Origin of the sequence: Desulfofundulus australicus DSM 11792, from assembly GCF_900129285.1 — a bacterium.
In the GTDB taxonomy this organism is placed as follows: Bacteria; Bacillota; Desulfotomaculia; order Desulfotomaculales; family Desulfovirgulaceae; genus Desulfofundulus; species Desulfofundulus australicus.
Window position 1 is genome coordinate 1 of record NZ_FQUW01000020.1, and the last position, 23,991, is coordinate 23,991.

Sequence of the window (23,991 nt, forward strand, 5' to 3'; positions counted from 1 at the left end):
GAATTCCTCGGTGTATTGTCTCATTGACCACACCCCCTAAGATCATTATAGGTTTTACACAGAGATTTTCCAATTTGCTTAGGGGGCTAAATAGAGAAAGCCTCTCCTTTCTTTAAAATCACGGTTCGATAAAGCCGCGCAGTCCATCGACTAGCAAATTACCTCCAACAAGTTAGATGCCAGCACCGTGCTCAAGGGGCACCGAAAGCAAAATGTCCAACCTTAAAGTAATAAAACACAAAAGCCATGAAAACCCACCCCTCGCTTCGACGAGGCACTAAGGGCCTTCATGGCCTTAAAATGGACATTATCAAAAATTCCGTGCATCCCGTTCGCAACAGCTATACGTCTTCTCGGTGCCGGTAAAGTTATTACAATAATCAACGGCTTCAGCCGCTTCTGTAAAGATTCGCTTTGCTTCCCCAAATCCCTCCTCCTTAATTTAAAGTATTCTCCTTATTTAACAAAAATCCAGATAGACTTTTCTTAACAGACAATCTGCCTCACAGGCACGGTCCACCCGGCCGGTAAAGGCATAAGCACGGGCGGGGCAACCGCCGCCGCATAAGAATCTATCCGGACAGTCCCGGCAACCGGGCACTCTTTCCACGGTACGTCCCAGGAGCGGCGTTCCGGCCAGCGCTTCAGCCAGGGAAAACCTCCCGTCCGTGATCCGGCCCAGGTAAAATTCTGTCAGGCCGCAAAGGGAAGCACAGGGATAAACTGAGCCGTCGGGCGCAACGGCCAGTGACTGCCCCGTGGTGGCATAACAGTAATGCTGCCTGGCCACACTCCGGCACAGCTGGTATTTCAACCTTTCCACTTCCCGAAACCGGATTAACGGCCCGCCCAGCCGGGCTATTTCCTCTGCCCGCTTTATGGCTGTTTGCGTTCCGTTGGTCTGCAGCTGTAATTTAACGGAAAGCCGGCGTGACCGAACGTAGGCCACCACCTCTCTTACCAGGGGCAGGTTTAACAGGGGCTCGCCGTCGGAAAACTGGATTTTAAAAGATCGGCTCCGGGCGGCGGCATAATCCACCGCCTGCCGGGCCACCTCCCAGGTCATGTGTTTTCTGCCTTTCTGCCTTCACCTCCCCGGGCATAGCAATAAACGCAGCGCAGGTTACAGTCCGTGGTCACCAGCAAAACAAGGAGCTTTATTTTTTCATTCATTTGCTCCCACCCGTTAATTTTTACAGCAAGGTTTTGTAAGCAATTTCCTCAACCTGTCCAAAGGCTTACGTTGTATTCGGTGAACCGGCTGTGGTGCGATGGCAGCGGTTTACTGAACAGTGGGACGCCTACTACGTCCGGGCTTCCAGTTCGGCTTCTATATCCAGGTAAAGTTCCCTTAAAGCTTCGTTCATTTCCGGTGCTGCCTGTCACATTCCCCTTTCAATGGCTTCCAGCAAGTGTTCGCCCAATGTTATGCAAAGCCCACGGATTGACTTCTTTAAACCACTCCTGTATGGATGGATGACATTTAAAAAAGCATCGCGGAACATGCCGCTGGCCCTTATGGTCACGTCTATCAGGGGCCGTCCCAGTTCTTCCAGGGGGATTATGCCAACATTCCCGGGATAGGTTCCCTTCTCCTGCCTGTACCGTTCCAGCAGGGCATCAGCCAGGGAGCGGCCCACCTGCCAGGCCGCACGGCTGGGAACAGCCTGGGGATCGACGGAGTAAAAGTTGCACCCGGTAGGGAGAATGTCGGCCATGCCACGGGTAGGAGCTCCCGAAGGTCCAGGAGGTACAAAACCCCCGGCTAAAGCGTTGAGGCAGTTGTCCAGTTCCTGCTTTGTTGCAGCCAGAGCCGGCACCAGCGTATTGACTGTGTATTCAAGGACCCGGCAAATCTCCTCATTTTGTTTTCCCAGGAGCTTTTGCACTATAAAGGGCGCTTCATTTACCGTATAACCGCCATTTACGAAGGCTTCCAGCGCTATCCCCTGGCTACCCAGCTCATCGTTTCTGGTCGCAAACAGGAATACCGGCAGGGCTACACCACCCTGGTTTTCTATTTGTCTAAAAAAGTTTGTAATGTGTCAGGAGGAGGTCATAATCCACTTCTTCCAGGAACTTCTTCTGCCTGGTTTCCTGCGGGTTTAAAAGCATAATGTTGATCCTGTCTTCATTGACAGGAGACACTATCCGCACGCGCCTTTCAGAGTACCGGGAATAACTGTAAATTAAGCTGCCGCCCAGAGCACAAAAAGAGCCACTGGACCCCCACTGGTTGGCCACCACCAGGTGCATTTGTTCGGCTATCCTGGCTTCCCAGATAAACTGGCTTTTTTCATCATTCCAGAGGGCGGGAACACAGAGCACATCCACCCCCTGTTTGGCCAGACTCTCCAGGCTTTCCGGGAAAAACAGGTCATACCCCAGTAAAATGCCCACCCTGCCAAAGGGGAGGTCTAAAAAGCAAAAATCTTCCTGTCCGGGGCGAGCCCATTCCCTGTCGGAGGGACTTAAGTGTATCTTTCTGTATTTTCCCAGCAATCCCGCCGGACCGATCAACACGGCAGTGTTAAACAGTTGACTGTCTTCCCTTTCCAACACCCCCATCACCACATACAGGTCCAGCTTTTCTGCCTTTCGGACAACCTCCACGGTAACAGGGCCGGGAACCGGTTCGGCCAGTTCTCCTGCCTGTGACGGTTGAGATATGGCCCCTGATACAGCAAGTTCCGGAAAAACAACCAGGTCGAGCTTCATCCCCCTGCGGGCGGCCAGGTCTGCAGCCTGGTCCAGTAATGATAAAATGCGCCGGGTATTTCTCACCGGCTGTTTAGCCTGTGGAGCAAACTGAACAGTGGCTACGGCAAATTCCTTTCCTGCGGGCAACCCCAGCAGCGCCTCCGGTTCAAATTGGGAAAAGGTATCCAGCGTTATACCGGCATAGAATTCCGGCCGCCTGTCGCCCAGCAGGACACCGGCCCCGGAGGTAAAAAATCTTCCGTTTTTTAAAGGCAACGTACCATAAAGGATGGTGTCATGCGCAGACTGTACTTCCTTTAAAACGCTGCCGTCGGGGCCAATGATAAACGATTGTGAGGCATTACAGTTCATCGTCTTATCCTGACCCGTACGGTTACAGGCCAGTACATAAACTCCGTTTTCCAGAGCCCGGGCACGCCAGAAAACCTCCGGCGGGTAGTGATGGGGCGGCCAGTTGGCCGGGATCAGCAGCACCCGGGCACCTTTCAGGGCAGCCATTCGCGCCGCCTTGTACCAGTATGTATCGGCACAGATGAGCACACCCACTCTACCAAAGCAGGTTTCTGCCACCAGCACGGGCAGGTTACCCCTGGCCGCCCAGAGATTTTCCTTAAAGGCAGGGGCCAGCTTGCGATGCTCACCCATTACCCGGCCGTCAGGGCCTATGAGCACAGCAGTGTTATAATAAATACCCGATTTTAAATCCACTTCCGGCAGCCCCAGGCAGATATAGACCCCGTACCGGCGGGCCAGGGCACCGAACAATTCCGTGGTCGGGCCGGGAACGGACTCCACAAAGGGGGAAATGTCCCTTCTGCTTTCAAAGGCATAACCCGTGGTGGCCAGCTCGGGATTTACAATGATCCGGGCACCACCGGCAGCAGCCTCTTCATTTAAGGCCAGCAACCGCCGCAGGTTATGTTCCTTATCTTTCCACTTGATGGCCGCATGAATTAAAGCCACCCTGACTTCTTCCGGCATATTTAACACCTCATCAAGAAACTTTTTTCCCACCCGGAAATTTCCGCCCGTCCGGCCAGATACAATGCCGGGGTTCCTTCTGGCAATTAAAAACGGGCAATCAAAAACCCCCGCTACGCATAAAGCGGGGGCATGGAAAATCAGACCTACCACCTCCCTATCCGCGTAGGCAGCATGGCTTAATGAACGGGGCAGGTCTCCTGGCTCGGGTTCATCGGAACTCCACGTCTTCCCATCCAGCACTCAGCCATGTTATGGTTCCCTTCGCCGTAACCTTATCTTAGCAGTAACCAATTTCTATCAAAGCTGAAAACAATCTTACTGAGTGCTGGACAGTGACATTATGTGGGTCTCCCTTCCCCCTCACAGTGGCGGGACCGCGCCGGATTTGCACCGGCTTCCCTTTTCAGCCTGCCCCCATCAGGGAAGCAGGACACCCCGTTACGCATTATTTCAGTTCTAAAGAGGATGATATAAAGACCCGCAAACTCAGCCCGTTGCATTAACAACGGGTCCACCGAAATCAAGTTTCTACGATGAAAATCCATTTCTTTGAGCCGTTACCTTTTTCCAGGAACCGCTATCGTTAAGCAAACGGAAGCCGGATTGGATGCCCGGGGCGTTTGAAGATTTCCCCTTTCCCCTAAAAAGAGAACTATCCGCTTCTCTTTTGAACGTCAGCTATGCGTAATCATGAGTTCCCTTGACTACCTTTACCCCAAACTTTTCCGTAATCTTTTTGGCAAGCTCGTCCACATCCCTGTAGGGACAGGCCGGCCAGGCGTTGACCATGCAGGTGGAAAGGTGGATAACATCAAAATCTACATTCTTCTTAACACAACCGATGTTTGGGATAAGTGATCTCCCGGGACATTCACAGGCCAGGAAACCCACCACATTTACAGCATCGTAATCCTTGAAATTACCCTCCCGGTCCCGGGCGGCTTTAAAACACTTCCACTCGCCGGGACAGCCATAACCCTGGGATACGTAGGAACCACAGCTGACGATAAGTACATTCACCATTGACCACTCCTTTTTGCTTTTGCTTTACTATATTTTTATCAATATGTCAATTATTTAGTATACATGGTGTGTATTTAACTTTTCCACAGTTACGTGTTATACTTTTACTTAAGCAGAACTTAATCACTTCGGACATTTTTTTAATTTTTCGGGACCCTGGACCGGGAGGGGTGTTTATGTCTTCCATCCCTGAGCACTTGAAGTTTACCTACGAAGATTACCTGCTTTTGCCTGAAGACAGGCGGTATGAAATTATCGGAGGCGATCTTTTCATGACTCCTTCTCCCAAGCGGGCGCATCAACAAATAAGCAGAAACTTGACTACCATCTTATGGTCCTACGTTAAAGCCCACGGCCTGGGAGAAGTTTACGAGGCGCCATTTGATGTACTTTTCAGCCGCCACGATGTAGTGCAGCCGGATGTGCTCTTCGTGAGCCGCGAGAACCTTTCGATTGTGGGGGAATACAACATTCAAGGGGCACCCGACCTGATCATCGAGATTTTATCGCCTTCTACTGCCGAAAGAGACCTTGACCTGAAGAAAAAGCTGTACGCCCGCCATGCCGTCAAAGAATACTGGATTGTGGACCCCGACGCCCGAAAAGTGACGGTATACCTGTGGAAGGATAATGATTACGTAAAAACCGGAGTTTACGGCGAAGAGGATAGCTGGCAACCTCATATTTTGCCCGGTCTCACCATCAAGGGCAAGGAGGTATTTGCGTGAACCTCCCCCGGGACAAGCCCGGGGGCTTCGTCCCGGAGGTTTCTCATGTCATCGGAATGCTGCCTGCTAAAGCGCAGGTCTTACGCTTTCCTCGTGAGTGTCAACCCGGCATTTGCCGGGAAGGCCCGGTCCATAGGCGTCTACTACTCATCGTAGATACGTCAGGCCGCTCTTTTCGGCGCCAATACCTGCGGCCGCAGGTATTCCACTTTCCCGGGCAGCCTGCGGCCCCTGGTGAAACTCCCGTGTAGAGCTTTGTCAAGGATGCCGCTGGCTCCCAGCACGTCCCGGTGAATCCCGGTAAACCCGCAGGAAGCATTGCCGCACCGGTATACGCGCCCGGTCTGTCTGGTGTATTCCCCGCATACCGGGCAGGTGCCGGAGGTGCCGCGCTCATCCACCGGAATCAGCTCTATGCCGTGACGCTTGAGCTTGTATGCCAGCAAATCGCGCAGCTTGCCGAAAGCCCACTGGCCCATGCGCTGGTTGTGTTTTCTGCCGCAGTCCCTTTCGCGCACTCCTTCCGGGTTGCCGGTGTAAGCCGTTTTAACGCTCCTTCCCAGGCACCAGCGGACGGCGTTGGCGGATATGGCGTGCAGGATATGTTCTATCCGCCGCTCGATCCAGTTGAGGAAACGGTACTTTTTAGCCAGGAGTTTCCTGCGCTTCCTGGAGCCTTCCTTCGTTTTGGAGATGGCCCGTTGCAACTGCCGCAGCACCTTGTTTCTCAAGCGGTTGAGCGACCGGAGCAGCCTGCCGCGATCACTAAAGCATCATTGCCGTCGGTGATGGTCAGGGCATGCACTTCGCCCGGGTCGATGGCCGCACAAACGTTGCCCTGAACTTTCAACAGGGCCGGTTTCTCCACCGTTACGTGCAGCCAGTATTGATTACGGTGCCAGACCAGTTGCGCCTGCAGGATTGCGGTACTGGTAAGCCTTTGCGGGAGCTTTACCATCAGCGGTTCTCTGCCCCAACCGTTGGAAAGTTTCAATATACGCCCTTTATGGGTAATGGCGGCTTTTTTCCAGGTAACGGTGAAAAACCTTTTCCGGCGGTAAGGGTACCTCCATTCAGTGTAACCCTGCAGGTGCAGTTCCCTGGTGCGCTCGCAGCACTCGAAGTAGGTTTCCACCACGGCCTGCACCGATTGGGAGTGAAGGCCGTATTTGCCTTTGAGCAGCGCTTTAATTGCACCTTCGCTCAGCCAGTAACCATACCTGCCGTATATGGTGCGGTGGATGTTGCAGGCGGCGTTCCAGACTCTGGCTGCTTCCATTTGCAGGTTGCGGACTAAAAGAGTTTGCTTCAGGTTAAGGTACAGGGGAAACTTTCCCACCAGGACGTCTACGGCTTGCTCCAGGGAATGAGCTTTCGGTTTCTTGACCGCATTGTTTTTGCATCGGCTCACCTGGTTTCACCTCCTTCCGGAATGTTTTTTGAGCTTCGATGTATTTGCGGATAGTTTCGGCGCTTACATTACCGGCCGTACCGATGTAGTAGTACTCCACATGCCGCTGCCCCAGAAGTATTTTTTCTTAAGGCCGGGAAAGGCAGAGAATATTTTGTTGGCGGTAATGCTTTTGAGTTTCCGGACGATATCGGTAGGGGCCACCGTGGGCAGAGCCGACAGGAAAATGTGCAGGTGATCCGGCATGGTTTCCATCTGGATGAGTGTGTATCCGTAAGTGTTGCAGATTTCTTGAATTGTCAGTTTTACGGTGTCTTCCACTCTGCCGGTAATTACCTTATGCCGGTATTTTGGGCAAAACACGATATGGTAATTGATGTTATAGACGCAGTGGTTCGTTTTTCCATTCATAGCATGATTATAGCACTAGAACGGGTGTTTGTGGATACACTTGTCGCCCTGACAGGCGATGCCCCGCTCGATCCACGGGACAAGCCCGTGGGTTTTCAGGGGCGGATTTCTATAAAGATGTTGCTCAGGTGAATGGATTGCCCGCGGTAAGTTGTGTCCAATGTGATGGTGTAAAATTGGTCCCCGCAACTATCACCCCCGGTTCTTCTCAGGCCTCCCGCAATCTATACTGAGCAATCCTTACAGACCGGACGTCCCTCCTGTAAAAAGGCATGATCCTTCATCATTTCTTCGCCGCAGCGGCTGCAGGTTATTATCTCCAGGCAGAGCTCGGGAAGACGTATTTCTGAATCTACAAATTGCATTTCAAAAATTTCTTCCGCCGGGCCTTCCAGGATGTACTTCATCAGGGGCTCCTGGCGGTGGTAAAACTCCTCCCGCTCCTCTTCTGTAGCTAAGCCGTTGGCTACCTTTTCCATGAGGGTTACAAAGCCATCACCTTCCCTGCCCAGCACTCCTGCTTTTAAGCTTACCCGCAAAGCTTGCTGCTCTCCCATGCAGGCAAAGGTAAAGACGTATTTTCCGTTGTCCCTGTAGACAAAATTTCTCTTACCAAATGTGCAACCCGAGACCACCTGCACCGCGTCGGCGGCACAGGTGCGGTTTTCCACCACAGCCACCAGGTGATGCCCGTGAACACCAGCACCCAGTTTCTCCAAAGCAACCTTTGTTGCCCGGTACCCGATGGCCAGCAAACAACAGGGGTGCCCGTGAAAGTCTATTACTTTTTCCCAATCGGTCATCAGAAAGCCTCTCCTTTCTTTAAAATCACGGTTTTCAGTCCCCGGATTACAGCCAGGGTAGAACCCTCACCCCCGGCAAAAGGGCGCAGCCGGTCGTTAATCTCCGGACGACCGTCCAGGCTCACCCCCAGCGCCACGCCCAGGGACTTTAATTCCCGGGCCACTGCGGGGGTGATCAGCGTTCCGTTGGTCTGCAGCTGTAATTTAACGGAAAGCCGGCGTGACCGAACGTAGGCCGCCACCTCTCTTACCAGGGGCAGGTTTAACAGAGGCTCGCCGCCGGAAAACTGGATTTTAAAAGATCGGCTCCGGGCGGCGGCATAATCCACCGCCTGCCGGGCCACCTCCCAGGACATATGCCTTTTGCTTTCGCCTCCCCGGGCATAGCAATAAACGCAGCGCAGGTTGCAATCACCGGTTACCAGCAATACCAGGAGCTTGATTTCTTTCGTCATTTGCCCCACCCGTCCAGTTTTCTACTTTAAAGTACTATTCCGTCCGGGCCTCCAGTTCCCCTTCTATTTCCAGGTAAAGTTCTCTTAATGCCTCGTTCATTTCCGGTGCTGCCTGCCACATTCCCCTTTCAATGGCTTCCAGCAAGTGTTCGACAATGTTCTGCAAAGCCCAGGGATTGACTTCTTTAAACCAATCCTGCATGGATGGATCCAGGGCATACTTATGTGCCAGAGCCTCGTAAAGCCAGTCCTCCAGCACCCCGGCGGTGGCGTCCCAACCGAAAGCCACCTCCACCAGGTGGGAAAGGTCCCCCGCTCCTTTATAGCCGTGGCGTTTCATACTTTCAATCCATTTGGGATTGAGTACCCGGGCCCGGAAAATATACCTGGTTTCCTCATCCAGAGTACGCACCCGTACCCTTGCCGGATCCGAACTGTCGCCGCTGAAAGACATGGGCGGCTCCCCCTTTATTGCCTTTACCGCCGCCACCATGCCGCCGTGGTAGGAGTAAAAGTCATCGCTGTCGTACATATCGATCTCGCGGGTATCCTCATTTTTCACGGTAGCTTCCACCAGGGCCAGGCGCTGCCGGAAAGCAGGCCGGGCATCTTTACCAAAAGAGCGCCGGCTGTAAGCATAACCACCCCAGGTGACGTAGACTTCCCCCAGGTCTTTCTCGTCCCGCCAGTTCCTGGCGGTTATGAGGTTGCTCACTCCCGCCCCGTAACACCCCGGGGGATCGCTGAAAATACGCCACAGGGCTTCTTCCCGGGCCTGTTCCGGATTTATCCCCTGAGCTACTTTTTCTGCCACCTCCTGACGCACGTGGGCAGCTACAAAATTCAAATCTTCCGGCTCGTCCAGATTGGCCACCATTTCCACTGCCTGGTCAATCAAGTGGATGACATTTAAAAAGGCATCGCGGAACATCCCGCTGGCCCTTATGGTCACGTCTATCCGGGGCCGTCCCAGCTCCTCAAGTGGGATTACAGCCAGTCCCTTAATTCTCCCGCTTTTTTCATCCCATACGGCCGGACTCCCATTAAGTACAACGCCTGGGCTATATCGTCGCCCCCTGTGCGCATGTTGCTGGTAGCCCATACCACAATGCCAACACTCCTGGGATAGGTTCCCTTCTCTTGCCTGTACCGTTCCAGCAGGGCATCAGCCAGGGAGCAGCCCACCTGCCAGGCCGCACGGCTGGGAACAGCCTGGGGATCGACGGAGTAAAAATTGCGCCCGGTAGGGAGAATGTCAGCCATGCCACGGGTAGGAGCTCCCGAAGGTCCAGGGGGCACAAACCCCCCGGCTAAAGCGTTGAGGCAGTTGTCCAGTTCCTGCTTTGTTGCGGCCAGAGCCGGTACCAGCGTATTGACTGTGTATTCAAGGACCCGGCAAATCTCCTCATTTTGTTTCCCCAGGAGCTCCTGCACTATAAAGGGCGCTTCATCTCCCGTATAACCGCCATTTACGAAGGCTTCCAGTAGCCGGCGGGCCAGGTGTTCAATTTCATCCAGCATTTCTCCATACGTACGTCCCTGGTCCGGATCAAAATAGCCGGGATTTGACAGGAGTTGTTCGTAATTGAACCCTTTTATACTGGCTACCTGCTCCCGCAAGGAAGGGACCGGACCGTTGGGCAGGCGGGTTAGGGCCAGGAGCATTTCCACCAGGGTTTCGCCTGCCGGCGGCTGGCCCAAAATGTGCAGGCCGTCCCGGATCAACGTATCTTTTATCTCGTGCAGGTACGAATGCAGGCGCTCCAAAAAATCCTCCCAGTCTTTTTCTGCTGCCTCCCGGGTTATTTTTAAATCTTGATCCAGATGAGTAAGTGCCACTTTTTCCCAGATCAGGTTGTGCAGGGAGGGCAGCCTGGAAGCGTCCATCATCTTTGCTTCGTTATATTCTTTCAAGAGAACTTCAATTTCGGCCAGTTCATCATATGACCCGGCCCTGGTCATGACCGGCCGATCCCCCAGGCTGTGACAGTGAATGAACTGGCTGCCGACCTCTCCGTACAGCTCTTCCGTTTCCCTCTTGCCGCGCAAGGTATAGACCGTCCGGTCCTGCGCCAGCACCAGCCGGATCAGGTCGAGGTTGCGCAGGTTCAGCGATCCCACAGGAAAGCCGGCGTCAATCACCCGTGCAGCCCGGCGTATTAATTCGACTGCACGCTCAAAGGACGAATCACCAATCTCTTCAAACGACTTTTCCTCAATCAGCGTGGCCCCGATGGCCTTACCAACATGGTAATCCACGTCGTTTTCGTGAATAACACCGGTCACGACGCCAAAACCATGTTTGCTCAACATGCGGTAAACACGTGCCCCACTGCCGGCACCGCCCAGCACATAGACCGGCGCTCCGCCGTTGTTTCTAAGCTCCATGCCGCCCAGGCAATCGCTGAAATAAGCGGAATCAATATCGTATAGTTCAGTCACCGTATCCTCGTCCAACACCTCCTCTGGTGGGCCGCAGGCCAGGATTTTCCCGTCCTTAACGAGCATAGCGATAGCACAACTCTTCAAGGCCAGATCAATTTCATGCAGGGAAAGAATTACAGCAATCCCTTTTTCCCGGGTTAGCTGCCGGAGAATGGCCATTACTTCCAGCCGGTGCTTTACGTCCAGATGGGTGGTTGGTTCGTCCAATATGATCAGTTCCGGTTCTTGTGCCAGCGCCCGCGCCAGCATAACCTTCTGCTTTTCGCCGTCACTTAGCTCGGCAAAATACCTGGTGGCAAGATTCTCCCCATTTACCAGGCACAGAGCCTCTTGAGTTTTGCACCGATCTTTTTCGGCAGGTGCCCCCAGAAGTCCGTGTAGGGGTAACGTCCCATGGCTACCACTTCAAAGGCCGTGAGCAGCCCCGGAGAAAGGCGTTCCGTGAGAACCACAGCCATGGTCCTTGCCAGATCCCCAGGCCCCAGGGTATAAAGCTGGTTTCCCTTTAGATATACCGAACCCCTCAAAGGGGCCAAAAGCCCGGCCAGGCAGCGCAAGATGGTAGACTTCCCGGAACCGTTAGGTCCTAGAAGGCAGATAAACTGACCCTTTAAAGCATCCAGATTAATGTCATTTACCACCGTCCTGGTACCATAGCCCACGGCCAGATCGCAGGTCTGTAACACTTTCATAGAGCGGTCCTCCTTTTCAACAACAGCCCGATAACAATAGGTGACCCGGCAGGCCGGGTCCCGGTGGTGCAACACTTACTTTTCCGGCAAACTCATAAAATGCCTGGGTTGGTAACCAGACCAGGAAACAGGGTAAAACATAGCAGCCAGGTCCTCAATTTGCTCGTCTGTTTTATCCATTGATTGATAGTACCAGGGCTGAACACACCAGATCCTTTTTTCTTTTACCGGCTTGATATCTGCCAGGACCGGTGCTTGTTCTAGAAGTTTGGCAATGGAGGTGATGCCGGTTGACTGGGGGCTGAAAGGTATAATGAAAATATCTGCATCCTTGCCTCTGGCATAAAATTCCTCCAGGGTGATATTGGCATTGCCCGTAGCCGAACCGCCAAGGTCCTTGAAGACGTAATCGCCCCCGGCCATTTCAATCATCCTGGCCACGTAAGAGTTGCCGGCAGGTACGTATACTTTGCCCTTAAAGATGCTCCCCCAGAGGACCTTGGGCCTTGTCCCGGCAGGTACCTTCCTGGCCACCTGCTCGACGTTAGCGACCACCTGGCGGAAGTAATCATCTGCCTCCTTTTCTTTGTTGTAAAAGGCGGCCAGGAACTTCACCCATTCCACCCTGCCCAAAGGATGAGACTCCAGCCACTCGTTATCCACGGCGTAGGGGATGCCCAGTTCGTTTAACTTCTGGGCAAACTCCGTTCCGCCCATGACGTGCGTGTAGGTAAAAACTACATCCGGGGAAAGGGCCTTGATTTTTTCATAGTCCGGGGCACTGTTCTTGCCCAGGAAAGCAACCCGCCCCTTTTCCATTCCTTTCGTTACTTCGTCAATGTACCAGTCTTTTTTCTCCGTGGTTACCCCGCCAATGGTACCCAGCACCCCGAGCGGCCTGAGGAGGGCGGCCTGGGTGGTCGAGCCAACAACTACCTTTTGTACAGGAGTATAGAAAACCGGAAGGTTCCCGTAACCCGCGGGCGGCTTTTTGCCCCGGGGTACCAATAGCAACTCTCTCCCGTCGCCGTCAGTTACCTTTTTGCAGCCGGCAGGTAGATTTTCGATGCTAAAGCCAGTGGCATACTGCAGACTAACCTTTTCCCCCGGCCTGACCTTCTCTACGGTACAACCGGCGAGGAGGATTATTAAACAAATTAGGGACAAGATAGACAAAATTCTCCCATATTTAGGATACATGGCCAAATCAACTCCCCTAAAAGTTTCTGAGCAAAAGGCTATAATCCACCTGCTCCAGGAACCTCTTCTGCCTGGTGGCACCAGGATTTAAAACTATATAAAATTGAAAACCCCGCTGCCGAAAAGCGGGGTAAGGCAAAGTACTGGCTTACCACCTCCCTATCCGCGTAGGCAGCATGGTAGATAAAACGGGGCAGGTCTCCTGGCTCGGGTTCATCGGAACTCCACGTCTTCCCAGCCCAACACTCAGCCATACTTATTTCCGTTCATCGCTACTTTATTTTTATCATCAGCTAACCTCTGTCAGAGCAGAATCAATTAACTGAGTGCTGGGCCAGTGACATAATGTGGGGCCCTTCCCCTCACAGTGGCGGGACCGCGCCGGATTTGCACCGGCTTCCCTTTTCAGCCTGCCCCCCACCAGGGAAGCAGGACACCCCGTTTCGCACTATTTAGTTGAAAAAAACCACGAAGACTCCGGCGTCAGAGTTCAAGCCCTTCGCGTAACATGAGAACGGGACTAAAAAAAGAGCGGGGCATGTGGGGGTGACCAGGCCCCACATGCCAGGACGAAAGGAGGTACAGCATGCAGGGTTGACCAGACCCCTGCATACCCGTTGAGAAGGAGTCGGACCCGTTTACCGGGGATCCCGTCCGGCAAACAGGTATAGGGTTAAAAGCTAATGCCAAGGTTTAGCTTAGACCCTCGAAAGTTGGAAAGACGCTGCCTATCCTTACGGTTGGCCTCGCACCGGGGAAAAACAAGAAAACCATGAAAGCCTGCCTCCTTCCTCTGGAGGGAAACAGCACCTTCATGGTTGCCTCTACGCTTTTTCCTGCTTTATGTCAAAGCGAACATTATCAATTAAATTTTAATTCGAGATGTCCACCACAACAATTTTATCTGCCGCTTCCAGTGTACAGACCACTGTAGACCCGCTTGTCGTACTCACCCTCCCTGCCCAGAGTTTCATCGGCATACCGGGTGTAAAAAAGCCAGTGCCCGGGATTGCCCAGGAAAAATTTCACCCGTCCCGCGTCATCGGTTGTTGCACTCAGCCCCCAGTCCTCTTCTTCCCGCAGGCTCCAGGTGGCTTTTAATTCCGCTCCCGGCAAAGGCCGTCCCGGTAAAGAACTTCCAGGATCACCTTGTCGCCCACCCGGTAGGCACCGGGGGCCATGACCAGGCCGGCTTTAGCTCTTTATACCAGACAATCCTTACAGACCGGACGTCCATTCTGAAAAAAGGCATGATCTTTCATCATTTCTTCGCCGCAGCGGCTGCAGGTAATCATCTGCAAACAGAGTTCAGGAAGAGATTTTTCCAAATTTACAACCTGCATTTCAAAAATTTCTTCAACCGGCCCTTCCAGAATGTATTTCATCAGGGGCTCCTGGCGACGGTAAAACTCCTCCCGCTCCCCTTCTGTGGCTACTCCGTTGGCCACCTTTTCCATGAGGGCTACAAAATCATCCCCTTCTTTGCTCAGCACACCTGCCCTTAAGCTTACCCGCAAAGCCTGCCGCTCTCCCATGCAGGCAAAAGTAAAGACATACTTGCCGTTATCCTTATAGATAAAATTTCTCTTGCCAAATGTACAACCCGAGACCACCTGCACCGCGTCGGCGGCACAGGTACGGTTTTCCACCACGGTTACCAGATTATACCCGGGAAGATGAGCGTTTAGCTTTTCCAAAGCAACCTTTGTTGCCCGGTACCCAATGGCCAACAAACAACAGGAGTGCCCGTGAAAGGATACCACTTTTTCCCAATCAGTCATTAGAAACTACCTCCTTATTAACTAAAAATGTTAAATATATATTGATCATCAAATATTTTAGTAATATAATCTTTTAATAGAAAGAGGTGATTTAATGAACAACAATAATGAACAATTGTTTACTGAAAAAATTGCCGATGCCCTGTGGCAAATCTGGCGTTACTGGCGTTTAACGTCTCACCCGGTAAAACAGGGCAAAATAACACCCGAGCAGTACTGGGTTTTGCACATCCTTCACCGATTCGGGCCACAGCGGATCAAAGATATAGCCGTACGTGTAGGTACTGGCTCAAGCGCGGTGACCATTGCTATCAAGAGACTTGAACGGGATGGCCTGGTCTGCAGAAGACGGGGAACGGAAGACGAGCGAGTAGTAACCGTACATCTTACCGAACACGGACAGGCAGTCTTTCACGCCTGGCGCCAGGAAAGGCACAGGGTTTTATCAGCTCTTTTTGAACCGCTAGACGGAGAGGAAAAACGCCTGCTTTATGGCCTACTGGAGAAAGTGCTGGCGCACATACAAAAAGGAGCGATATCCGGTGGAAGTAATTGTCGAGGTTGAGCAGCTGAAAAAATCCTTCGGCAAACACACCGCGGTAAAAGGTGTTTCTTTTAACATCGCTGCCGGGGAAGTTTTTGGGCTGCTGGGACCAAACGGAGCGGGTAAGACAACCATTGTCCGCATGTTGACCACCCTGCTGCCACCCGATAGCGGCCGGGCAACGGTCTGCGGTTACGACGTGCGCCGGCAGGCGGCCCGGGTACGACAGTGTATTGGTTATGTGCCCCAGGCCCTGTCGGTGGATGGGGCACTCACCGGTTATGAAAACATGATGATTTTTGCCAAACTGCTCGGCTTAAAAGGAAAAGAAAGAAATAAACGCATTAATGACCTGTTGCAATTCATGCAACTGGAAGATGCCGCCAGTCGGCAGGTATGTACCTACTCCGGCGGGATGGTACGGCGGCTGGAAATAGCTCAGGCTGTACTCCACTACCCGCGGGTGCTATTCCTGGACGAACCCACGGTGGGGCTGGACCCGGTGGCCCGCAAAGGAGTCTGGGAAATACTTGCGGAACTGCGTCAAATTTACCGGATGGCCATCCTGCTTACAACTCATTATATGGAGGAGGCCGATACAGTCTGCAACCGAATTGGCATACTCAATCATGGCGAAATGGTGGTAAAAGGCACCCCGGCGGAATTAAAGGCAATGACGGGTAACCCCGGTGCTTCCATGGATGATGTATTTACTTATTTTACCGGTAACTATCTGGATGCGGGAGGGGATTTTCGTGGAATCAGACAGGTTCGCCACATCAGCCGTCGCCTTGGTTAAACCGGCAATAAAAACAGCTGGCATAAAAATATTGATAATAGATATCCTGACCATTGTAGAAATGGAACTGCGCAAGCTGCGCCATGAACCGACCGTTTTATTCACCCGGGCTGTGCAGCCTGTCCTCTGGCTGCTGATTTTCGGCCAGGCTTTCAGCAGAGTACGTGCCTTTGATACAGGCGGGGTAACTTACCAGACATACATGACCCCGGGCATCCTCTCGCAATCGGTAATGTTTACAGCCATCTTCTTTGGCCTATCGACCATCTGGGAAAGGGATATGGGTATACTGCAAAAGTTTCTGGCCATGCCCATACCCCGGGTGGCGCTGGTACTGGGCAAGGCTCTAGCAGCTGGAGTACGTGCCTTATGCCAGGTAACCATTATTTTTCTGCTTGCGGCCATAACCGGCATACCCCTGCACTGGCACCCGGCCCTCCTGTTAGCAGCAGCCGGTGTGGTCATACTGGGAGCCGTATTTTTTGCCACCCTGTCCATGATTATCGCCGCCATTGTTAAAACCCGTGAACGTTTCATGGGTATCGGCCAGTTAATCACCATGCCCTTGTTTTTTGCTTCCAACGCGCTGTATCCCATCTCCATCATGCCCGACTGGCTGCGCGTGGTGGCATCGGTCAACCCGCTAAGCTATATGGTGGACTTCCTGCGTGGCGCCCTTGTTTCCGGCCAATTGACCAGCTGGCAGGCGGACGTAGGAATTTTGCTGGTAGCCTGCATTCTGGCTACAGCAGTGGGCACATACCTTTATCCCAGGGTAGTCACTTAATCTTAGCCATCCAGCATTTTCAACCTGAGCCAGCCCAGGGTAAATAAAACAACACACCATCCTCCCAGCACCGCCGCCAGCCGCCAGTTGAATCCGTTCCCGGTCAGGGTGGTACGCAACAGTTCTGCCGCCGGGGTAAGGGGGAAAAACCATACCACGTGCTGCAAGAATCCGGGCAGGCGTTCCACGGGGATCAGGGTACCGCTTAAAAAGGTGACGGGGACCAGGATAAATTCGCTGACCAGGGCCTGGTCGTCAAATGAGCGCAGGCACAGGCCGATGAGCACGCCAAAAGTCCCGAAGCAAAGGGAGGCCAGCAGCATCGCCCCGAAAAAAGGCCAGTTTAGCTTTAAACCAGGGACAAGCAGGAACACCATTGTCAGAACAATCAGACCGGCTAAAAGGCCACGCATGGCGCCGGCCAGGGTGTAGCCCAGGCAAATGGAAAAATTGCTCACCGGGGCCAAACGGTAGGCTTCAAAACTCTGGAAGTGAAGGCGCGTATAGAACATGCGCACCGTTACCGATGTCACCCCGTTATTGAACAAAGCCAGGGCCACCACGCCCGGCACTAAAAAGTCCAAATAGCTCATCCCTCCGGGCATGATCATCTGCAACCGCCGCCCCACCCCGAATCCAAAGGAGAGCAAAAAGAGCATGGGGGAAAGCATGTAGGTGGCCAGGTAGAGCCAGAACTTGCTCTGCCAGTAGATCATTTCCTCCCAGATAATTGGGTACCATGGGGGTAAAAAGCAGCGAACCTTTACCCCGCCCGTGGTTGCCGGAACACGCAAACAACATCACATCCTCTACAGAAACCGGCGCTTGAATATCCCCGGGTTCTGGTTACCCCAGCTTAAGCCTACCCCGGCTCACGCTCGACCACGTGCCTTAGGGACCCGCCAGGGCAGCTTCAATGAGCGGCATTCGAGCAGGCCGTAAAAGCCGCTGCCCTATTTAATCTTCCAGCCGCCAACTCAATAAGAGGTAAGCAACCAGGTACAGACCAGCCAACCAGCCCAGGCTCTGGAAAAACCATCCCGGCTTACCGGTACCGGTCAGGACAAGAACGCGCAGGTTATATGTTGCCGCCGTCAGGGGCAGGCCCCAGCTCAAGCACTCCAGCGGGCCGGGCAGTTGCTCCACCGGAAAAAAGGTGCCGCAGAAAAAAGGTCATCGGAAACACGATCAGGTTGGTAAACATCAGCGTATCTTTATCACCCCCGGCGACCATGGCCACGGCCACCGCCAGGCAGGCAAAGGTGAGGCAGATAATTAATAATTGAATAAAGCAGAGAATGGAAAACTGGAAACCCTTGACCAGCAGGGACGCGGTCAGGAACACCACCAGGGAAGTAAGAAATCCCTTGATCCCTGCACCCAGCACGTGCCCGATTAAAAGTGAACTGTTGGAAATGGGAGCCAGCAGGTACTCGTCCAGCACCCGGTAAAAAGTACGCCTCAGGGTAAACCAGTTCACCAGGTCGGCATAGCTGGACGAAACTGCAGCCATGACCACCAGGCCGGGCACCAGAAAACCCAGATAACTGCCGGTGGCGGTAGTCGTCTTATCGCCCAGATTCCAGGCAAAAATAACCAGGAAGATCAGCGGCCTGTTCAATCCCCCGATGAGAAAGCGCCACCAGCGCCGCCGCCAGACCATCCCCATGGCCAGCACAATGGGCAGCCAGTCCAGACGGGCTAAAGGCGACCGGACTCTGAAAGAGCCCCCGGCCAGGGGGGCACCCTCACCGGTAGATAACTTTTTAGACTGAAGCCAGTTCCCTTGCTTCACGGCCGGTCAGCTCCACAAAAACATCCTCCAGGTTGGTACGCCGGACTACCGTATCAAAATCCTTGCTCTGGGCATACGCCTTTGCTTCGCTCCGGGTGGCGAAGAAATGCCGCTCGGTACCCTGTTCGTTCAAGAATTCCACGCAGTAATTCCCCAGCCTCTCCTTTAATTCCGCCGGCGTCCCCAGGGCGATAAGCCGGCCGTGGTCAATGATGCCCACCCGGTGACACAGGCTGTCCGCCTCTTCGATGTAATGGGTGGTCAAAAGGACCGTCATCCCGTCCCGGTTCATCAGCTGGATCAAGTCCCAAATCTTGCGGCGGGTCTGCGGGTCCAGGCCAATGGTCGGTTCATCCAGAAAGAGAATGGGCGGGCAATGCAGCAGGGCCCGGGCAATGAGCAGGCGGCGGGCCATACCGCCCGAATAATGCTGTACCCGTTCATCAGCCCGGGAAGAGAGGCCTACATAATCCAGCAACTCCTCAATACGCCGCTCCCGCTCAACCCGGGGCATCCTGTGCAGCAGGGCATGGAGCAAAAGGTTTTCCCGCCCGGTTAATTCCCGCTCCAGGTTATTTTGCTGGGGCACCACGCCGATGCGCTTCTTAACCTCCACCGGGCAGGTAGCCACGGGGTAACCGGCCACATATAGCTCTCCGGCGGTGGGCCTGGTCAGGGTCGTGAGCATGCGGATGGTGGTGGTTTTGCCGGCCCCGTTGGGGCCTAAAAGGCCAAAGATTTCCCCCTGCAGAACCTGAAAACTCACGCCGGCTACGGCTGTTATACGGCCGTAGTTTTTGACCACGTCTTTCAGTTCGATCATTACCGCCGGCTGTTCCTGTACACAGGTATCGGATCCGGCACCTTTCAACCTCTCCCGCTCCTTCCACGCCCTTCCTTCAGACCTCCGACAACCTGGTGCGGTTATATTCGCCAGAGGGCATGGAATCATATCCCAGATAAAACTGGTCGACCAGACCCTCTCAAAGTAGATTTACCAACCGTCATCCCCGAGCAGCCAGAACTACCTTTGCCATTCCCTTCGTTCCGGTCATATCCAGCGGCACCACCGGCGTCACCTGCAGGCCCCACCTGGTCTCTGTTACCACTGCTTCGACCCCATATACAACACGAACATTCTCCGGCGTAAGCACCGTTTTGGGAGTACCGGCGGCAACAATACGCCCGTTATGCAGCAGCAACAAACGATCGCTAAAGCGGCTGGCCAGATTGAGGTCGTGAAGTACCATTACCACCAACCGCCCCTGTTCCGTGGCAAGTTCCCGCATCCGCGCCAGAACCTCAAGCTGGTAACGTATATCCAGGGTCGCCGTGGGTTCGTCCAGCAGAAAAACCTCGGGCTCCTGGGCCAGGGCCCGGGCAATAAGCACTTTCTGCCGCTGGCCGCTGGAAAGTTCACCGAGCTGCCGCTCCCCCAGGTCGGTTAAACCCAAATAGGCCAGCGCTCTGGTTACCGCAGCAAGGTCGCCATGGCTAACTCCCCAGGTGAGGTGGGGACGGCGTCCCTGCAGCACCGTTTCCAGCACGGTGCACGGGAAAGCCTGCCCCGTACCCGGTGGGGGCACGTACCCCAAATAGCGGCCCACCTCCCGGGCGCGAAGAGCGGCCAGGTTTTTCCCGTCCAGAAAAACCGTCCCCATACGCGGCTTCAACACCCTGGCCAGACAGCGCAAAAGGGTGCTCTTGCCGGAACCATTGGGCCCTATAATGCCCAATGTCTCGCCGGCCTGTACTTTAAAGGTCACATCTTCCAGAACTGATACGCTTCCGTAGGAAAAACACACGCCCTTAACTTGAAGCCGCACCCCGATTTCCTCCTCTCCTGGATACAGTACCGGGGGTACGCTGGTTTACGGAGCACCCCCGGTACTACCTTAATTAACGGATAATCACCTGCCGGGCAGATGCATTCCACTCTGCCTGCAGCCCCAGCGCCTGGGCTACAAAGCGGTAGGGCAACATTGTCCGCCCGTTGACTATTTCCGGCGCTGCATCAATAGAGATGGGCACACCCTGGAGGAGATAGGACTTTTGCCCCACCCTGAAATGAACCACCCGCTTGCCGCCCAGCAGGGTTACGGTCTGATTTGCACCGTCCCACAGGATGTTTTCGTCATTCAGACCGGCAGCCAGGGCAAGGTACCTTACCGGAGCATAGGTGCGGCCGTTCTTAACGTAAGGCTCAACGTCCATTTCCTTTTCCTCACTGCCGATGCGGTACTTTTTGCTGCCAATGGTGAATACAGCCGCCACCCTAATCTGATCCGGGGCAGGGGTACCACATGTGGCCAAAGGTACTTTCAGTTCATTTAATGTACCGGAAAAAATCCTTTCAGTCTCGCTTAAGGCACTGCCGCTTACTTTCAGATTGACCGCGCCTTCCGGAACTGTTCTATCTACGGTTAACACTATACCGCTGACCGTGATGGTACTACCCTGTGTTTCTGTACCGCTACTTGTTTCAGTACCACTACCGGTTACTCCCCCTTCTGTACTGCTGGCGGACTTTTCTTCTGCTTCACCGGTGGGGGAACCTTCAGACTGCGCAGCAGATTCCTCAATCGGTTTACTAACAGGACTGACACTGGAGGTCTTGACAGGAATCACCAGCACCCGGTCGCCCTGTTCGAGTCTGATATTAGTTTTGTCTAAAACCAGATCTCCGGTGCTCACTTCCACCACCGGTTTTTGAGCGAAAGTAACGCCTTCAGGCAGCTCAAGCCTGAGGAATGCCGTGGCACCGCTGGCGTCCCTGGCCCGCACAGCACCCGGCATATTTTCGGTAATCGTCAGCTTGCCGCCGGGCTGGTTGGGAACACCAATGCGTACCGTGGTCTTTTCTGCAACCACCGCAACCGGAGGCTGCACATGGGCTACAGTTACATTACCCCTGGCCCCGGCAGAGCCGCCCACGGTGATGTCCACCTGCTCGGGAGCATCCAGAGCCAGGTCAACCGTGGCATATTTGAAGCAAAAAGCGGTTTTCTCAGTACCTGACCTGATCACGGTAAATTTGACTGTTTGCCTGTCACCGCCTACCGGTATGGGACCGCTCAGTTCGCCATTTCCGGCTTCCCTTTTTACTGTGGGATAAGTGTTCCATTTAACTCCTTCAGGTAACGTTAGGGTGATGGTACGACCCCTGGCCAGATCACCGGCCATCCCCTCAGTCACGGTAAACTCTCCTACCCGCTGGTTGCTGTGGCCGGCAACAACATCGGTGGCAGTTTTGCCGTTGACGGCTGCTCCTGCAGTGCTGTATTCAGCTACTGTAAGCAGAGCCGGATCAACGCCCGGATTGTTGCCCTCGTAGCTTACCTGTACATTACCGGGCCGGGCTATGCTTTCGTCCACGGAAACTGTTCCCGAAATAACCACCCGTCCCACCCCGGTATCCTTCGTGGTTTCTTTTTTGATTTGTAAATACAGAACACTCCTGCCACTGGCATCCTCACCAATGGCATAATCAATATCACCTGACTGCCACCCCCAGCTCGGGAGCAGAACCACGGTTTGCCAGGTAAAACCTGGGGAAAGGACAAATTTTACCGTATCCTGTTTCCTGAAATCGGTACCGTTCATTTTAAGAGCCCCGGGGACATTCTCCTTAAGGGTAATATTAGCCACTTCCCCCCCCAGATCGGTCAAGCTCTCCGGCGAAGCAGCCGTAGCCGTACTTCCACCAATGGAGACATTGGCCACCGTTACCGTCCCGGAACTGAACCCGCTGCTCGGAGGAGCGTCAATGGTTACATCTATCTTCCCGGATTCCTCAGGCGGCAGGGCCTTGATATAAACCTGGTCGAAATAGATGTAGCAGCGGAAAGTTTTACTTGTAGGTGCTCCGCCAGCACTAACTTTAAGGCTAAATGTGTTCAATCCTTCTTTTTGCAGAGCAACGCCACTTCCGCCCAGAGAAATCTCATCTCCCACGCTGTACACCGCATAAGGAACAGTATATTCATCTGTTGAAGGCCAGTAGGAGCCGCCAGGAAAATAAAAGCGCAATTGCTGCAGTTCCACAAAGGAAGGCAGGCTGATGGTAACCCAGTCTCCTTTTTTAATGGAGTTGGCGTACTCTTCTTTGAGCAGTAACGTGCCCAGGGCCACCGTGCTATCGGCACTAACGGTAGGAGTTTCCTGGGCCTTAACTGTTGTATAGGCCGCTGCCGGCCCGGCCACAGTCAGCAAAAAGCAGGATACGCAAATCAACACCAGAATTTTGCGCAGCATGGCTGTCATCCAACCTCCCTTAAAACCTTTATTTGGCCGGATAAGCATAAGCCCCTTTAAGCTCTATGCCGAGAAACTTTTTGAGCATCTCTTTGTGGATCGCCTCCGGGTTAACATCACGGAAAAGCTGCGGGTAGAGCCACTTCGCCATGTAGGCCATCCCCACGATCGCCCGCGGCCCGGTGAAGATCTCGCTGGAGAGCATGTAGACCTTCCCCTGCCGTACGGCGGTAATTTTGTTCCAGCCGGGGCGGCGCATCATCTCCGTGCGCTTCTTTTTCATCGCGTCCGCATTCTCCCCGTAACCGCTGGGAACGCTGGTGCTGCATGCTTTAATGATCACCTGCGGGTTCCGGGCCACCAGCCACTCGGAACTTATCTTCGGGTAGGGCGCCCGTAGCCCGGCACCGATATTCCGGGCCCCGATGCCGTCCAGAAGCTCGGCACCGCCGGAACCCGGACCACTCAGCGTGTAGTCGGTGTACTGCTCCAGGTAGACCAGCGGCCGCTTATTGAGCGGTATTTTCTTTGTCCGCTCTGCAAACAGCTTCCGGTATTTCTCGATGTAAGCAATGTAAGCTTCCGCCTCTTTCCTGCGGTTGAGAATGGTCCCCAGGGTACGGATGTCCTGGGCCATCGTTTTAAGCTTGTAGCAATCCAAAAAAACCACCGGTATGCCCGCCCGCTGGAGCTGTGCTACAACTTCCGGCTTTAAGAAATTGCCGTAACCGAAGACGATGTCGGGCTTGAGCGAGATGATTTTCTCGACACTGGGCGTGAAACTCTTGCCGACGTCCTTTGCTTTTTTCAGCTTTGGCTTGAGCATTTTATCTTCCAGCGTATAGCTGCTCGCTCCTACGATTTTACCTGCATCTCCAAAGGCACAGATCAATTCGGCCACATCACCGTTTACCTCCACAATCCGCTGCGGCGGGCAGGGCACCCGTACCGTACGCCCCATGGAATCCTTGATGGTAATCCGCTTCTGGGCCACTGCTTCCCTGTTACCTGTAACCCCCAGTAAGGCGACAACCAGTAAGGCGACAACAGCTATTAAAGAGCAGGTTAAAGGAAGCAGCCATTTTCTCCCCCTCAGCAAAATTACATCCCTCCTTACCATCAAAATTTAAAAATTAAGTTCCCCGGCGCCAGAAATAC

23 protein-coding genes, 2 pseudogenes and 2 riboswitches are annotated in these 23,991 nt (G+C 53.7%); of the genes and pseudogenes, 5 read left to right on the top strand and 20 right to left on the bottom strand.

Annotated features, from left to right (window positions below; all coding sequences use genetic code 11):
• Window positions 1–460: 460 nt before the first annotated feature.
• From BUB44_RS08880 to BUB44_RS08895, 4 genes are all read right to left on the bottom strand, one after another.
• Entirely contained in the window at window positions 461–1,066 is a 606-nt protein-coding gene (locus BUB44_RS08880; RefSeq protein ID WP_073165335.1) for an SPASM domain-containing protein, read from the bottom strand.
• Window positions 1,067–1,382: 316 nt separating this feature from the next.
• Window positions 1,383–1,889 carry a cobaltochelatase subunit CobN gene (locus BUB44_RS08885; RefSeq protein WP_242655911.1) on the bottom strand — a complete coding sequence of 169 codons (507 nt, stop codon included), beginning with the start codon at window positions 1,887–1,889 and terminating at the stop codon, window positions 1,383–1,385.
• A 136-nt stretch (window positions 1,890–2,025) separates the two neighbouring features.
• Window positions 2,026–3,702, bottom strand: coding sequence for a carbon-nitrogen hydrolase family protein (locus BUB44_RS08890; RefSeq protein ID WP_073165426.1), 1,677 nt, complete (start codon window positions 3,700–3,702; stop codon window positions 2,026–2,028).
• A gap of 173 nt (window positions 3,703–3,875) precedes the next feature.
• A riboswitch (cobalamin riboswitch) is annotated at window positions 3,876–4,158 on the bottom strand.
• A gap of 225 nt (window positions 4,159–4,383) precedes the next feature.
• The gene (locus BUB44_RS08895; protein WP_083543176.1) at window positions 4,384–4,725 is read right to left on the bottom strand and encodes a CGGC domain-containing protein; all 342 of its coding nucleotides are present in this window, start codon (window positions 4,723–4,725) and stop codon (window positions 4,384–4,386) included.
• Between the two features lie 179 nt (window positions 4,726–4,904).
• Between BUB44_RS08895 and BUB44_RS08900 the strand changes: the two genes are divergently transcribed.
• Window positions 4,905–5,456, top strand: coding sequence for a Uma2 family endonuclease (locus tag BUB44_RS08900; RefSeq protein WP_073165341.1), 552 nt, complete (start codon window positions 4,905–4,907; stop codon window positions 5,454–5,456).
• A 161-nt stretch (window positions 5,457–5,617) separates the two neighbouring features.
• Here the strand turns inward: BUB44_RS08900 and BUB44_RS15805 are convergent, their stop codons facing one another.
• From BUB44_RS15805 to tnpA, 3 genes and pseudogenes are all read right to left on the bottom strand, one after another.
• Window positions 5,618–6,163, bottom strand: coding sequence for a zinc ribbon domain-containing protein (locus BUB44_RS15805; RefSeq protein WP_242655912.1), 546 nt, complete (start codon window positions 6,161–6,163; stop codon window positions 5,618–5,620).
• Window positions 6,164–6,183: 20 nt separating this feature from the next.
• Window positions 6,184–6,867 (bottom strand): hypothetical protein, encoded by a 684-nt coding sequence (locus tag BUB44_RS15810; protein WP_242655913.1) that lies wholly within the window; start codon window positions 6,865–6,867, stop codon window positions 6,184–6,186.
• A 34-nt stretch (window positions 6,868–6,901) separates the two neighbouring features.
• A pseudogene (gene tnpA, locus BUB44_RS08910) lies at window positions 6,902–7,278 on the bottom strand (IS200/IS605 family transposase); the annotation flags it as partial.
• Here tnpA and BUB44_RS15395 point away from each other — a divergent pair.
• A complete protein-coding gene (locus BUB44_RS15395) occupies window positions 7,207–7,410 on the top strand; it encodes a hypothetical protein (protein ID WP_165611029.1) in 204 nt (67 codons plus the stop codon). The pseudogene tnpA and the gene BUB44_RS15395 overlap by 72 nt on opposite strands.
• Before the next feature lie 92 nt (window positions 7,411–7,502).
• On the opposite strand, the gene BUB44_RS08915 is transcribed toward BUB44_RS15395, so the two are convergent.
• From BUB44_RS08915 to BUB44_RS08950, 7 genes and pseudogenes are all read right to left on the bottom strand, one after another.
• On the bottom strand, window positions 7,503–8,081 hold the full coding sequence (locus BUB44_RS08915) for an FmdE family protein (RefSeq protein ID WP_073165344.1): 579 nt from the start codon (window positions 8,079–8,081) through the stop codon (window positions 7,503–7,505).
• A complete protein-coding gene (locus BUB44_RS08920; RefSeq protein ID WP_073165348.1) occupies window positions 8,081–8,536 on the bottom strand; it encodes a radical SAM protein in 456 nt (151 codons plus the stop codon). Before BUB44_RS08920 ends, BUB44_RS08915 begins: the two co-directional genes overlap by 1 nt.
• 34 nt (window positions 8,537–8,570) lie before the next feature.
• Window positions 8,571–11,350, bottom strand: a pseudogene (locus BUB44_RS16110) (cobaltochelatase subunit CobN).
• Window positions 11,293–11,673 carry an ATP-binding cassette domain-containing protein gene (locus BUB44_RS15555; protein WP_073165350.1) on the bottom strand — a complete coding sequence of 127 codons (381 nt, stop codon included), beginning with the start codon at window positions 11,671–11,673 and terminating at the stop codon, window positions 11,293–11,295. Before BUB44_RS15555 ends, BUB44_RS16110 begins: the two are co-directional and overlap by 58 nt.
• Window positions 11,674–11,748: 75 nt before the next feature.
• Complete coding sequence (locus tag BUB44_RS08940; protein WP_242655918.1) at window positions 11,749–12,840, bottom strand: ABC transporter substrate-binding protein; 1,092 nt, start codon at window positions 12,838–12,840, stop codon at window positions 11,749–11,751.
• 208 nt (window positions 12,841–13,048) lie between these two features.
• Window positions 13,049–13,329: riboswitch (cobalamin riboswitch) on the bottom strand.
• A gap of 444 nt (window positions 13,330–13,773) precedes the next feature.
• A complete protein-coding gene (locus BUB44_RS08945; RefSeq protein WP_013823249.1) occupies window positions 13,774–13,989 on the bottom strand; it encodes a hypothetical protein in 216 nt (71 codons plus the stop codon).
• 86 nt (window positions 13,990–14,075) lie between these two features.
• Window positions 14,076–14,654, bottom strand: a complete 579-nt coding sequence (locus tag BUB44_RS08950; RefSeq protein WP_073165356.1) for an FmdE family protein — start codon at window positions 14,652–14,654, stop codon at window positions 14,076–14,078.
• 94 nt (window positions 14,655–14,748) lie between these two features.
• Between BUB44_RS08950 and BUB44_RS08955 the strand changes: the two genes are divergently transcribed.
• From BUB44_RS08955 to BUB44_RS08965, 3 genes are read left to right on the top strand one after another with little or no spacing between them, the layout of a single operon-like run.
• Window positions 14,749–15,219 (top strand): MarR family winged helix-turn-helix transcriptional regulator, encoded by a 471-nt coding sequence (locus BUB44_RS08955; RefSeq protein WP_073165358.1) that lies wholly within the window; start codon window positions 14,749–14,751, stop codon window positions 15,217–15,219.
• Window positions 15,197–15,997 carry an ATP-binding cassette domain-containing protein gene (locus tag BUB44_RS08960; protein WP_073165361.1) on the top strand — a complete coding sequence of 267 codons (801 nt, stop codon included), beginning with the start codon at window positions 15,197–15,199 and terminating at the stop codon, window positions 15,995–15,997. The genes BUB44_RS08955 and BUB44_RS08960 overlap by 23 nt, the downstream gene beginning before the upstream one ends.
• Window positions 15,954–16,784 carry an ABC transporter permease gene (locus BUB44_RS08965; RefSeq protein ID WP_073165364.1) on the top strand — a complete coding sequence of 277 codons (831 nt, stop codon included), beginning with the start codon at window positions 15,954–15,956 and terminating at the stop codon, window positions 16,782–16,784. Before BUB44_RS08960 ends, BUB44_RS08965 begins: the two co-directional genes overlap by 44 nt.
• A gap of 2 nt (window positions 16,785–16,786) precedes the next feature.
• Here BUB44_RS08965 and BUB44_RS08970 read toward each other — a convergent pair whose 3' ends face one another.
• From BUB44_RS08970 to BUB44_RS08995, 6 genes are all read right to left on the bottom strand, one after another.
• Complete coding sequence (locus BUB44_RS08970) at window positions 16,787–17,500, bottom strand: ABC transporter permease (protein WP_242655919.1); 714 nt, start codon at window positions 17,498–17,500, stop codon at window positions 16,787–16,789.
• A gap of 362 nt (window positions 17,501–17,862) precedes the next feature.
• Window positions 17,863–18,579: an ABC transporter permease gene (locus tag BUB44_RS08975; protein ID WP_242655921.1), complete on the bottom strand. Its 717-nt coding sequence runs from the start codon at window positions 18,577–18,579 to the stop codon at window positions 17,863–17,865.
• Window positions 18,551–19,450 (bottom strand): ABC transporter ATP-binding protein, encoded by a 900-nt coding sequence (locus tag BUB44_RS08980; protein WP_423219785.1) that lies wholly within the window; start codon window positions 19,448–19,450, stop codon window positions 18,551–18,553. The genes BUB44_RS08975 and BUB44_RS08980 overlap by 29 nt, the downstream gene beginning before the upstream one ends.
• 133 nt (window positions 19,451–19,583) lie before the next feature.
• The gene (locus BUB44_RS08985; RefSeq protein WP_073165369.1) at window positions 19,584–20,405 is read right to left on the bottom strand and encodes an ABC transporter ATP-binding protein; all 822 of its coding nucleotides are present in this window, start codon (window positions 20,403–20,405) and stop codon (window positions 19,584–19,586) included.
• 73 nt (window positions 20,406–20,478) lie between these two features.
• Complete coding sequence (locus BUB44_RS08990; RefSeq protein WP_207545641.1) at window positions 20,479–22,842, bottom strand: copper amine oxidase N-terminal domain-containing protein; 2,364 nt, start codon at window positions 22,840–22,842, stop codon at window positions 20,479–20,481.
• A 19-nt stretch (window positions 22,843–22,861) separates the two neighbouring features.
• Entirely contained in the window at window positions 22,862–23,932 is a 1,071-nt protein-coding gene (locus BUB44_RS08995) for an ABC transporter substrate-binding protein (protein WP_073165372.1), read from the bottom strand.
• Window positions 23,933–23,991: the final 59 nt, after the last annotated feature.